Annotated in this window: 13 protein-coding genes; 7 read left to right on the plus strand and 6 right to left on the minus strand. The window is 37.5% G+C overall.

The features are described from left to right. The first annotated feature begins 1 nt into the window (after position 1). Positions 2 to 427 carry a GNAT family N-acetyltransferase gene (locus tag BM207_RS03340; RefSeq protein WP_090992160.1) on the plus strand — a complete coding sequence of 142 codons (426 nt, stop codon included), beginning with the start codon at positions 2 to 4 and terminating at the stop codon, positions 425 to 427. A 16-nt stretch (positions 428 to 443) separates the two neighbouring features. On the opposite strand, the gene BM207_RS03345 is transcribed toward BM207_RS03340, so the two are convergent. From BM207_RS03345 to BM207_RS03365, 5 genes are all read right to left on the minus strand, one after another. Beyond that, positions 444 to 1289: a hydroxymethylglutaryl-CoA lyase gene (locus BM207_RS03345; RefSeq protein WP_090992161.1), complete on the minus strand. Its 846-nt coding sequence runs from the start codon at positions 1287 to 1289 to the stop codon at positions 444 to 446. Then, complete coding sequence (locus BM207_RS03350) at positions 1286 to 2533, minus strand: NAD(P)/FAD-dependent oxidoreductase (RefSeq protein ID WP_245768013.1); 1248 nt, start codon at positions 2531 to 2533, stop codon at positions 1286 to 1288. The genes BM207_RS03345 and BM207_RS03350 overlap by 4 nt, the downstream gene beginning before the upstream one ends. A 118-nt stretch (positions 2534 to 2651) precedes the next feature. Beyond that, entirely contained in the window at positions 2652 to 5609 is a 2958-nt protein-coding gene (secDF, locus tag BM207_RS03355) for a protein translocase subunit SecDF (protein ID WP_090992163.1), read from the minus strand. Positions 5610 to 5741: 132 nt separating this feature from the next. Then, complete coding sequence (locus BM207_RS03360; protein ID WP_090992164.1) at positions 5742 to 6230, minus strand: dihydrofolate reductase; 489 nt, start codon at positions 6228 to 6230, stop codon at positions 5742 to 5744. Between the two features lie 45 nt (positions 6231 to 6275). Next, positions 6276 to 7070, minus strand: a complete 795-nt coding sequence (locus BM207_RS03365; RefSeq protein WP_090992501.1) for a thymidylate synthase — start codon at positions 7068 to 7070, stop codon at positions 6276 to 6278. 150 nt (positions 7071 to 7220) lie between these two features. On the opposite strand from BM207_RS03365, the gene BM207_RS03370 reads away from it, so the two are divergent. Genes BM207_RS03370 through BM207_RS03395 form a run of 6 tightly spaced genes read left to right on the plus strand, consistent with a single transcriptional unit; the run spans position 7221 to position 11092 of the window. Next, the gene (locus tag BM207_RS03370) at positions 7221 to 7808 is read left to right on the plus strand and encodes a DUF1287 domain-containing protein (protein ID WP_090992165.1); all 588 of its coding nucleotides are present in this window, start codon (positions 7221 to 7223) and stop codon (positions 7806 to 7808) included. Positions 7809 to 7810: 2 nt separating this feature from the next. Further along, positions 7811 to 8614, plus strand: coding sequence for a 4-(cytidine 5'-diphospho)-2-C-methyl-D-erythritol kinase (gene ispE / locus BM207_RS03375; protein ID WP_090992166.1), 804 nt, complete (start codon positions 7811 to 7813; stop codon positions 8612 to 8614). 10 nt (positions 8615 to 8624) lie between these two features. After that, complete coding sequence (locus tag BM207_RS03380; protein ID WP_090992167.1) at positions 8625 to 9047, plus strand: OsmC family protein; 423 nt, start codon at positions 8625 to 8627, stop codon at positions 9045 to 9047. Position 9048: 1 nt separating this feature from the next. Then, entirely contained in the window at positions 9049 to 10215 is a 1167-nt protein-coding gene (locus BM207_RS03385; protein ID WP_090992168.1) for a trans-sulfuration enzyme family protein, read from the plus strand. Between the two features lie 5 nt (positions 10216 to 10220). Beyond that, a complete protein-coding gene (locus tag BM207_RS03390; protein ID WP_090992169.1) occupies positions 10221 to 10643 on the plus strand; it encodes a DUF1801 domain-containing protein in 423 nt (140 codons plus the stop codon). Positions 10644 to 10654: 11 nt separating this feature from the next. Further along, a complete protein-coding gene (locus BM207_RS03395; protein ID WP_090992170.1) occupies positions 10655 to 11092 on the plus strand; it encodes a VOC family protein in 438 nt (145 codons plus the stop codon). 178 nt (positions 11093 to 11270) lie between these two features. Here the strand turns inward: BM207_RS03395 and BM207_RS03400 are convergent, their stop codons facing one another. Beyond that, positions 11271 to 11555: a LapA family protein gene (locus tag BM207_RS03400; RefSeq protein WP_090992171.1), complete on the minus strand. Its 285-nt coding sequence runs from the start codon at positions 11553 to 11555 to the stop codon at positions 11271 to 11273. Positions 11556 to 11558: the final 3 nt, after the last annotated feature.

Genomic DNA, 11558 nt, shown 5'->3' on the forward strand with positions numbered 1-11558 from the left:
TATGGACACACTACACGTACAAAAAGCAATAACTAAGGAAGATTTAGAAAAAGTATTCGCGATCCGTAAAATAGTATTTGTACATGAACAAGGTTGTCCTCCTGAAATCGAGTGGGCAAATGAAGAAGAATCTACGCATTTTTTAGCGATATCAGATCACTATCCATGTGGTGCCTGTAGATGGCGTAAAACAGAAAAAGGATATAAATTGGAACGTTTTGCTGTGCTGAAGGAGTTTAGAGGAAAAGGCATAGGAAGGGCATTAATTGCTACTGCACTTGACGATTTACCAGCGGATGCGGAATACATTTATCTTAATTCACAGTTAGATGCGATGAGCTTATATGCTAAATTTGGTTTCTCAGCAGAAGGTGAACAGTTCGAAGAAGCGGGTATTCAGCACTTTAGAATGGTGAAAAAGGGTTAAGACATTTAACGCGAAATTAGCTAAATATTTTGCTAGAAAACAACATTGCTTCCTGCCAATAATCTTTGTTTAAACCAAGTTTTTCTCCTCTGCTTTCCAGGAAATAAATCAGATCTTCAGTTGCTAAATTTCCTGTTAAATCATCAGTAGCCATCGGGCACCCTCCAAAACCTTTAACTGCACTATCAAAACGGGTGCATCCAGCAGCATAGGCAGCTGCTATTTTTTCAATCCTTGTTTCGGGAGTACTATGCAAATGAATACCAATTTCGGTTTTGTTAAATGTTTTGATCAAACCCGGTAGGATAGCGTTTATTTTCTCGGGCGTGGAAACTCCTGTGGTATCCGAAATAGATAAAATTCCAACGCCTCTTTTAATCAATTCATCGGCCCAATGTGCTACAATTTCAATATTCCATTCATCGCCATACGGATTGCCGAAACCCATCGATAAATAGACGACAGCCGTTTTTTGATGCTTATCGCATAAATTAAGCATCTCTTCTACAGTATTTAAAGATTGGCTAATACTTGAATTGGTGTTTCTTTGTTGGAACGTTTCAGAGATAGAAAAGGGAAAGCCAAGATAATTTATCGATTGGTGAGTGATCGCCTCTTGTACCCCCCTTAAATTAGCTACAATGGCTAGTAACTTTGTCCTTGTGCTACTTAAATCTAAATTAGCTAATACCTCACTCGTGTCGCGTAGTTGCGGAATCGCTTTTGGAGAAACAAAACTTCCAAAATCGATGGTATCGAAACCTACTTGTAATAACAGGTTAATATAACTTGTTTTGTCAACAGTGGGCACAAAGTCATGCAAGCCTTGCATAGCGTCGCGTGGACATTCGATCAGTTTCATCTTTTAAATGGTCTAATAATTAACCTCGTTCCTCTATCATAGCTAAAATAGCTCCAAACCCAGTTTACAAATACCACTAGTTTATTCCTAAAGCCTACCAAGGTCATTAAATGGACAAACATCCAGGTAAACCAGGCAAAAACACCCTGGAAATGAATTTTATTAATATCGACTACTGCTCTGTTTCTGCCAACAGTTGCCATTGCTCCTTTGTCGAAGTATTTGAAGTTGCTTGTTCCTTTGCCCTCTATCATATTTATCAAATTCTTTGCAAGCAACTTGCCTTGTTGGATGGCGACTGGCGCAACTCCCGGATGCCCGTTGGGAGTCTCCTCGCTAATCATTGCCGCAACATCTCCAATGGCGTACACATTTTGATAGCATTCAACTCTGTTGATCAAATCTACTTTTAAACGATTGCCTCGCACCGTACAATCAGGATTAAGCCCTTCCAGCACAACCCCCTTTACACCGGCGCTCCATATCACAGTACTCGACAAAATAGTACGCCCATCTGCTAAAGTAAGTATATTTCCATCATAAGATTGTACACGGGCGTTGGTATATACAGCAACTCCAAGTTCTTCTAAAAACTCTTGCGATTTAACTTGTGACTGTTTTGACATAGGGCCAAGTAATTCTGGAGACCCTTCTATTAAGTAAATATTTACCCTTTGGATATCGAGCTCCGGATAATCATTTTTAAGGACGTGTTTCTTTAGTTCAGCTATAGCGCCTGCCGTTTCCACCCCTGTTGGACCGCCGCCCACAATAACAAAATTTAATAGTTTTCTTTCATTCTCCTCGTTCTTAGCAATAAGTGCTGCTTCTAAATTTTGTAAAATTAAACTCCTTAAGTTTAAAGCTTCAGGAATGGATTTCATTGGCATCGCATTTTGCTCAATTTCAGTCTGCCCAAAAAAATTACTGGTAGAGCCTGTTGCAATCACTAAGTAATCATAGGTAATAATACCAATTGTGGTTATTAGTTTATTTTCCGCAGGTATTACTTTTTCTACTTCAGTAACTCTAAATTTGAGATTTTTCTGCCCTTTGAAAATTTTTCGAATTGGAAAAGCAATAGAGTCAGCTTCTAATCCTCCGGTAGCAACTTGATAGAGCAAGGGCTGAAAAGTGTGATAATTATGTTTGTCTAAAATGGTGATGTCAACGTGTTGATTTCGAAGTTTTTTGGCTAGTTCAATACCTCCAAAACCACCTCCTACAATTACAATTTTTTTCATACCTGATAAACCCATATTGCTCCATTTAGTTTGGCAAATATATAAAGTAAAATATAGATGAATCAAAAAAGGCATTCATAATTGAATGCCTTTGCGTATAATTCGGTACAAATTGAGCTTATTTAACAGCCTTGTTCGCTTCTTTTTTTGATAAATCGATTACGATAGGTGTAGAGATACAAAGTGAAGAATAAGTACCAATGATACGACCAATCAATAATGCAAATATAAATCCTCTAATGCTATCACCTCCAAAGATGAAAATAACTAAGAGTACAAAGAATACGGTTAGTGAGGTTAAAATAGTACGACTTAGCGTGCTATTTAAAGCGAAATTAATTAAGTTATTACGTTCTTCGCCATAAACATCAACTTTGCCGGTTTCACCTAATTTCTCACGAATACGGTCAAATACAACAACTGTTTCTGTCATGGTATAACCCATTACTGTTAAAATTGCAGCGATAAAATCCTGACCAATTTCTAATGAGAAAGGTAGTACACCATCTAATATTGTATAGAATGATAATACTAAAAGCACATCATGAAATAGTGCAATTACTGCACCCAAACCATATTGCCATTTTCTAAAACGAACTAAGATGTAAATGAACATTACAATACAAGAGAATAAGATAGCTCCGTACGCTCCGTATACAATATCACTTGCCACAATTGGGGTTACTTTAGCTCCACCCTCATTGGTATATTTAGAACCTGTGGTCGACAATCCTTTATGTAGGGCTTCTTCCACAACTTTATCAGCATTTTCTGCCTGATCCAGGATATGGTAGGTAGTGGTAATTTTTAATTCGTTTGCTGAACCAGCAGTTACCACCTGCGTTTCTTCCTCACTTCCAAAAACAGCTTCTAACTTTCCTTTTACATCTTCAGTATCCATTGGTCTATCGAAGTGAACGATATAAGTTCTACCTCCTTTGAAATCAATACCAAGATTTAATCCTCCATTTTTAATATAGAAACCAATACCTAAAACAATAATTGCTGTAGATATACCATAATATAATTTTCTGTGTCCAACAAAGTTGAAAGCAATATTCTTAAATGCGTTACGAGTAACACTGTTATCGAAAGAAATACTTGCTTTTTTAGCTAGTAATCCTTCGAATACCAAACGCGAAATTAACACGGCCGCAAATAAAGAGGTGGCAATACCAACACACAAGGTAGTTGCAAAACCTTGTACAGGTCCAGTACCGAATACAAACAGGATAATACCTAAGATGAAAATCGTAACGTTAGAGTCGATAATTGACGACATCGCATGTTTAAACCCTTCTTTGATTGATACAGCAGTACTTTTTCCGTGTGCCAATTCTTCCCTTACACGTTCAAAAATTAGAATGTTCGCATCTACGGAGAGACCGATTGTTAACACGATACCAGCGATACCAGGTAAAGTTAAGACTGCACCAAAGGCAGCTAGGACACCCATGATAAAGAATACGTTGATAACCAAAGCTAAGTTAGCAACCCAACCTGCTTTATTGTAATACAATGCCATGAATGCTAAAATCACAACAAAGGCAATCACAAATGAAGATAAACCACTGTCAATAGCTTCCTGACCTAATGATGGACCAACTACGAAGTCGGACACAATACGAGCAGGGGCAGGCAATTTACCAGCTTTTAAAATATTAGCTAAATCTTTGGTGTCTTCCAGGGTAAAGCTACCAGAGATAGACGATACGCCATTAGGAATTTCATTCTGAACGGTAGGCGCAGAATAAACTGTATTGTCTAATACAATGGCAATTGCTTTTTTATTCTGAGGGTCAGCAGCAGCTTCCGCTGTCATTTTTTTCCATTTAGCAGCCCCATCGCTGGTCATATACATAGTTACATCTGGCTGATTTTTGTCATCATAACCTTGAATAGCGTTAGAAACCGCCTCGCCGCCTAAATCTGGTCTGCCATCTAATGAAGTTACCTTAATTGCATATAATTCAAAAATCTTGGTACCATCCATTGGTTTTAAGCCCCACATGAACTTCATGGTGCCTGGAATTATTGGTCTGATTTCTGGTTTAGCAAATAGTGCATTTACTTTAGCAGTATCTTTTTGAGATGCCCAAGCAACAACCGGACCTGGACGCAATGACTGTTGACCGTTTTCTGCTTGATATGTTGGGATACTTAATATGCTGAATAATGGATTGTTTTTAATCGCATCATTTTTTAAAGCAGTAGAATCTTTAGCTTTATTAGTATTTGTTAATCCGGCTAACTTACCGCCTTTACTAGCGGTGTCAGCAGCTTTAGTAACTGTACTGGTTGTATCTTTAATTGTTAAGGCTAAAGTCTTATTGATGTTTTCTAAAATGCCAACAACTTCTTCATTTTGATAAACTTGCCAAAATTGCAATTCTGCAGAACCTTGTAATAACTTACGCACACGATCTTTATCTTGTACGCCTGGCATTTCAATAAAAATCCTGTTAGAACCTTCTTGTTTTTGCATGTTTGGACTAACCACACCAAAACCATCAATCCGACTGCGCAAAATGGTAAATGAACGATCAATTGCACTAGATCCTTCTTTGCTTAAGAAATTTTTAACATCAGCGTTACTAGCGTTTGCTTTTAATTGCTGAGCGTTATCTTGAGTAGAGAAAAATTCTGCTAACTTTCCATTAGGTTCAAGTTTTTCGTATTCACTCACAAACAATGCGATAAAATCTTTTCCGCCAGCATTCATTTGAGCTTGTGCGTTAGATAATGCCTGATTAAAATTGGCATCTGATGGATTGTTCGCCAATGATTTTGTTAACTCCGCTAAAGAGATTTCCATTGTTACGTTCATTCCACCTTTTAGATCAAGACCAAGGTTAATTTCTTTTCCTTTTACTTGCTGATACGTTAAGCCTAATCCCGGATATACTGGAACTGTGGCCATTGAATCTAAATATGCTTTTTCCTTAACCAAATCGCCTTTGGCAAACTCTTTGGCGTTCTTTTCTACATTATAAGTAACTAGATTAAACGAGAGTGAATAGAGACAGACAATACCTAATAGTATTGCCATAAATTTAATAAAACCTTTACCTTGCATTTGTTTGTAAATTATTTTTTTCTATAGTATGCTGTTTTTAAACAAGTCGGCAAATCTAATTAATTTTTTAAATAATAAGCCTTCTTATTGTAATTTTATCGAGGCAGAAATTAAAATAGCTATTTCCCTTACTTAAATCCGTTCCATTGTCGAAAAAGTGTAAGCTACTTCATTTTTTTCATCTGCCCCGTGGGTAATTGAATTTAATTCTTTCCACTCTGTTGAATCTATGGCCGGAAAAAAAGTATCAGCTTCATATTTTCGATGTACACGAGTTAAATAGATATGTGTAGCGTGGGCTAATGACTGCTGGTAAATCTCAGCTCCACCGATGATAAATACCTCCTTATCATGCTTGCAAAGTTCAATGGCATTTACTAAACTGGTAGCTACTTCAACTCCCGGTATAACCAAATTCGCATTTCTGGTAATTACAATATTTCTCCTGTTGGGAAGTGGTTTGCCTATCGAATCGTATGTTTTGCGACCCATGATGATAGTATTCCCAGAAGTAATTTCTTTGAAATGTTTAAGGTCGGCAGGTAGATGCCATAGTAACTGGTTGTCTTTTCCAATTGCATTATTTTCGGAGACGGCAACAATTATAGAGAGTTTGTTCATTTTCTTAATTAGCTAATTAGCCAATTAGCCAATTAGCTAATTAACTTAAACCGCTACAATACCTTTAATGTGCGGATGTGGGTCGTAATCTTCCAAGGTAAAGTCCTCAAATTTAAAGTCGAAGATGTTTTTCACCATAGGGTTAATTTTCATTTTAGGAAGTGATTTAGGCGATCTGCTTAGTTGCAGATTCGCTTGCTCAATATGGTTATTGTACAAATGAGCATCTCCAAGGGTGTGTATGAAGTCTCCATAAGCCAAATCACAAACCTGTGCCACCATCATTGTTAACAGTGCGTATGAAGCAATATTGAAAGGAACACCTAAGAATATATCCGCGCTGCGTTGGTAAAGCTGACAACTTAATTTGCCATCTGCAACATAGAATTGAAAAAATGCATGGCAGGGAGGAAGAGCCATGTTCTCTATTTCGGCTACATTCCAGGCCGAAACAATAATTCTGCGCGAATCCGGATTGGTTTTTATATTATGGATAATCTGTGTAATCTGATCAATTTTTTCGCCGTCGGGTTTAGGCCATGAGCGCCATTGAGAACCATAAACCGGCCCCAGATTTCCATCCGCATCTGCCCATTCATCCCAAATTCTTACCCCATTATCTTTAAGATACTTGATATTGGTATCACCACTTAAAAACCATATAAGTTCGTGTATAATTGACTTTAAATGAAGTTTTTTAGTTGTTACCATCGGGAAACCATCCTGTAAATTAAAACGCATTTGATGTCCAAAAACACTAATGGTTCCAGTGCCAGTACGATCATGTTTTTGTGTTCCATAATCGAGGACATGCTGCATTAAATCTAAATACTGTTTCATAGATACAAAACTAAATAAAATATCTATGAAATCCTTCAAAGGCACATAGCGCTTTAAATAAAAACACAGGTTTACGAAACTTTGCAAAATCTTTTCGTTCTTTGCGTTAAAACAAGGTGCCAAAGCAGCTGCGTAAAAGATCATTTAGTTATGCATAAACGATATTGTATATTTATAATTCTCCTTATTCTAGTACTCCCTGGTTTTGGACAATCAGCTGCCGCTTTAAAATTAGCTGCAGCGGCAATTGAATTAACCAAGCAAGAGGTAAAATACGACCCTGCTTACTTTAGTATTCCTTACCCAAATGGTGATGTGCCTTTTGGTAAGGGAGTTTGTACGGATGTAATTATTAGGGCATATAGGATGGCGTTAAAAGTCGACCTCCAAAAGGAAGTGCATGTAGATATGAAACCGAACTTCTCTTTATATCCTAAAAACTGGGGCCGTAAAACAACTGATAGAAACATCGATCACCGAAGAGTTTATAATTTAATGGTTTTCTTTAAGCGAAAAGGCGAAGTAAAACCCATTACCAAAAACCCTGCAGATTATCTACCTGGCGACATCGTTTGCTGGAATCTAAGCGGAAATATCTCACACATTGGCTTAGTGAGTAACAAAAGAACAACAGATGGTAAAAGATATTTAATTGTGCATAACATAGGGGCCGGTCAAGTATTGGAAGACTGTTTGTTTTCATGGAAAATTATTGGGCACTATCAATATAAAGTATAATTATGCTAGCTTTTGCAAATGCTAAAATTAATTTAGGGTTGAATTTAACGGAGAAGCGTTCAGATGGTTTTCATAATCTGGAAACAATTTTTTATCCTGTGAAAATAAACGATGTGATAGAACTTGTTGATTCTGAAGAAACTCTTTGTATAATTAAAGGAATCGAAATCCCCGGAAATGTAGATGAAAATATATGCTTGAAGGCTTTTAAAGTTCTTCAAAAGGATTTCAACTTACCCCACCAAAAATTAATTCTTCTTAAAAATATACCTGTCGGTGCTGGGTTAGGAGGCGGTTCATCAGATGCAGCGTTTTTAATCAAATTAGTTAATGAAAAGTTTAACTTGAGCTTAAGCAAATCCCAAATGGAGAGGTATGCACGTAGTTTAGGTGCCGATTGTGCTTTTTTTATTAAAAATGAGCCCGTATTTGCCTATGCCAAGGGAGACGAATTTGAAGACATGGAACTTAGGTTAACGAACCACTTTTTAGTATTGGTAAAACCTCCCATCCATGTGTCGACCGCCTCTGCTTATGCTGACGTAAAAGTTAGGCAACCTATTACATCCCTGAAAAAATTGATACATTTGCCCTTAAAGGACTGGAGAGCTCATATTTTTAATGATTTCGAACCCTCTGTTTTTGCAAAACATCCGCAAATTGAAGAAATAAAGGCAAAGCTTTATGATGCAGATGCTACATTTGCATTAATGAGCGGAAGCGGTTCTTCAGTTTTCGGTATTTTTGAAAATCCAGTGAAATTGCAGGAACTGGAATTGGAGAACTTGGTGTTTTACAATGTTTAAATAGTTATAAATGGAAATCAATCTTATCCGCAAAAGCGGTAAATTTAATTTTGAAGCAAGCAACGAAGCAGGATTTACAGTTGAGCTCGACGCGAAACCTGCAATAGGAGGAGAGGGCAAAGGTTTTAGACCAATGGAAATGATGCTTGTTGGTTTAGGAGGTTGTAGTGGCATTGATATGGTCAATGTATTAACCAAGCAAAAAGAGCCATTTACTGATATTACAATAAGCATCAAGGCCACTAGAAAAGAAGAGGAAATGCCTCCAATATTCGATGTAATCGATATTCATTTTAATTTGTACGGAAACTTGAATGAGGCAAAGGTGGAAAGAGCCTTGCAAATGACATTCGATAAATATTGTTCCGTGGCCAATATAATTAGTCGTTCGGCGACAATAAAGTTTACTTACTCGATACTTAATACTCAATAATATGTCCGAAAATTTTGAAACCATTGCCATTCGTACCCAAACAGAAAGAAGTAGTCATAAAGAACATTCCTCAGCCATCTATTTAACCTCGAGTTATAAGTTTGACGACGCCGAAGAAATGCGTGCCTTATTTGCAAATGAAAAGGAGGGGAATGTGTATAGTCGCTATTCTAATCCTAACACATCCGAGTTTATAGAGAAAATGTGTTTATTGGAAGGTGCAGAAGATGGATTTGCTACGGCAACAGGTATGGCTTCTATTTTCACAACATTTGGGGCTTTTCTTAAAAGTGGCGACCATATTGTTTCAAGTCGTTCGGTATTTGGTTCAACTCATCAGCTATTAACTACAGTTTTCTCAAAATGGGGTGTCACCTTCGATTATGCAGATTTAGATAAGCCACAAGATTGGGAAGTGCTGATTAAGCCAAATACCAGGATCATTTTTGTAGAAACACCGTCAAACCCCGGTATCGATGTGATTGATCTAGAATTTTTAGCTGGATTAGCAAAAAAACATAAAGTTTTATTTGTAGTCGACAATTGTTTTGCAACACCTTACTTGCAACAGCCAATTAAATTGGGAGCGGATATTTCTATCCATTCGGCAACAAAATACATCGACGGACAAGGTCGTGTGCTTGGAGGCATTATTTTAGGAAGTAAGGCTTTGATTAGTGAAGTAATTACTTTTGCCCGCCATAGCGGTCCGTCTTTGTCTCCATTTAATGCTTGGATATTGTCAAAAAGTTTAGAGACGCTTGCTGTTCGGATGGATCGCCATTGTGAAAATGCATTAAAGGTGGCGGAATATTTAGAAAACCATCCTCAAATTAAATTAGTAAAATATCCGTTTCTTCCGTCGCATCCCCAATATGAGATCGCTAAAAAACAAATGAAACAAGGCGGAGGCATTGTTACGATTGTGGTAAAAGGAGGTATAGCTGGTGCTCGTAAATTTATGGATGGTTTGAAAATGTTTTCTATTTCAGCTAACTTGGCTGATACACGTTCCATTGCAACGCATCCCGCAACAAGTACGCATTCCAAGTTAACTGAAGAGCAGCGCTTAGAGGTTGGTATTGAGCAAGGATCAGTGCGTTTATCGATTGGATTGGAGCATGTAGATGATATTTTAAAAGACATTGAAGATGCACTTAATAGTTAACCGGTATGGCTAAAAGCAAGACTGCTGAAACAACTCAAGATGTCGTAGAGTTTATCAATTCCTTTGCTGATACAACTCAAAAACGAGAAGATAGCCTAGCGTTATTGACATTGATGCAAAATGTTTCTGGCGATGAGCCTAAAATGTGGGGACCATCCATCATTGGTTTTGGCAGTTATCATTACAAATATGAAAGCGGTCATGAAGGCGATGCTCCTCTTGTTGGTTTTTCGCCTCGTAAAGCAGCAATTTCCTTATATATTTATACTGGTTTAGCGGATCAGGAAGCCTTATTGAAAGACTTGGGTAAATTTAAAATGGCAAAAGCTTGCCTATATGTTAAAAAACTGAGTGACGTCAACGAGGCGGTTCTAACAAAAATGATCCAAGCAGGAATTAGTTATTTAAAATCAAAATACCCTAAATAAAACTTATAACCATGGCAACTACAAACACTTACTTGAATTTTAACGGCAATTGCGAAGAAGCATTTACTTTTTACAAAGCTGTATTCGGCGGAGAATTTAATTACATCGGTAGGTTTAACGAAATGCCTCCGCAAGAAGGTAATATGATGTCTGAAGAAGATGGCAACAGGATCATGCACGTATCACTACCAATTGGGACTTCAATTTTAATGGGGAGCGACACGGGAGGCGAATGGGCGTCGAGCTATGTGCCTGGAAATAATTTTTCCGTTTCTATTACAGCAGACAGCAAAGAAGAGGCCGACAGGTTGTTTAAAGGCCTAGCTGAGAGTGGAAATGTTACTATGCCATTAAGCGACACATTTTGGGGTGATTATTTCGGAATGCTGACTGATAAATTCGGTATTGGTTGGATGATAAGCTTTAATGAAAACGCCCAAAAAGTTTAATACTGGCTTGTTCGTAAGTTGTTCAGAAAAAAGCATGTTTTCTTCAAGAAACTATCCTGAAGCAGTCGTGAAAGATTCGTGACGGCTTCAGAAAAGCCTTGTGATCGCTTCATGGCCGAAGGCGATTCAAAAAGCGGTCGAAAAATCCCAATTAACTTTCGAATGAACATGGCTACTGTTAGCTGATATAGTCCCTGTCTTCGTCACTTAAGGCAGATTTGTTCTCATTTGTTGGATAACCTTTTTCGATCTCTGCATCGTAACTGCTGATTGTTTTTCGTGGTCTTCCAACAATAAAACCGAGAATAAATCCGATTAGGATACAAACTCCAATGACCAAAAGCTTTGATACCGGAACAGGTGCTCCGATTAGAAAATTAAATTCAACTGCATCACGATTTACCATTAAAAAAATGGTTAGTAGGCAGGTGATCAGGATCACGAATATGGTTTTTGCTTTCATAAT

The organism is Pedobacter insulae, assembly GCF_900113525.1.
Lineage (GTDB): Bacteria > Bacteroidota > Bacteroidia > Sphingobacteriales > Sphingobacteriaceae > Pedobacter > Pedobacter insulae.

Bases quoted from the DNA above. Each gene is read 5' to 3' on its own strand.
- BM207_RS03365 (WP_090992501.1), bottom strand. From the start codon at position 7,070: ATGAAACAGTATTTAGATTTAATGCAGCATGTCCTCGATTATGGAACA.
- BM207_RS03380 (WP_090992167.1), top strand. From the start codon at position 8,625: ATGGAAATCAATCTTATCCGCAAAAGCGGTAAATTTAATTTTGAAGCA.
- BM207_RS03395 (WP_090992170.1), top strand. From the start codon at position 10,655: ATGGCAACTACAAACACTTACTTGAATTTTAACGGCAATTGCGAAGAA.
- BM207_RS03385 (WP_090992168.1), top strand. From the start codon at position 9,049: ATGTCCGAAAATTTTGAAACCATTGCCATTCGTACCCAAACAGAAAGA.
- BM207_RS03400 (WP_090992171.1), bottom strand. From the start codon at position 11,555: ATGAAAGCAAAAACCATATTCGTGATCCTGATCACCTGCCTACTAACC.
- BM207_RS03350 (WP_245768013.1), bottom strand. From the start codon at position 2,533: ATGAAAAAAATTGTAATTGTAGGAGGTGGTTTTGGAGGTATTGAACTA.
- BM207_RS03360 (WP_090992164.1), bottom strand. From the start codon at position 6,230: ATGAACAAACTCTCTATAATTGTTGCCGTCTCCGAAAATAATGCAATT.
- BM207_RS03370 (WP_090992165.1), top strand. From the start codon at position 7,221: ATGCATAAACGATATTGTATATTTATAATTCTCCTTATTCTAGTACTC.
- ispE (WP_090992166.1), top strand. From the start codon at position 7,811: ATGCTAGCTTTTGCAAATGCTAAAATTAATTTAGGGTTGAATTTAACG.
- BM207_RS03345 (WP_090992161.1), bottom strand. From the start codon at position 1,289: ATGAAACTGATCGAATGTCCACGCGACGCTATGCAAGGCTTGCATGAC.
- BM207_RS03390 (WP_090992169.1), top strand. From the start codon at position 10,221: ATGGCTAAAAGCAAGACTGCTGAAACAACTCAAGATGTCGTAGAGTTT.
- secDF (WP_090992163.1), bottom strand. From the start codon at position 5,609: ATGCAAGGTAAAGGTTTTATTAAATTTATGGCAATACTATTAGGTATT.
- BM207_RS03340 (WP_090992160.1), top strand. From the start codon at position 2: ATGGACACACTACACGTACAAAAAGCAATAACTAAGGAAGATTTAGAA.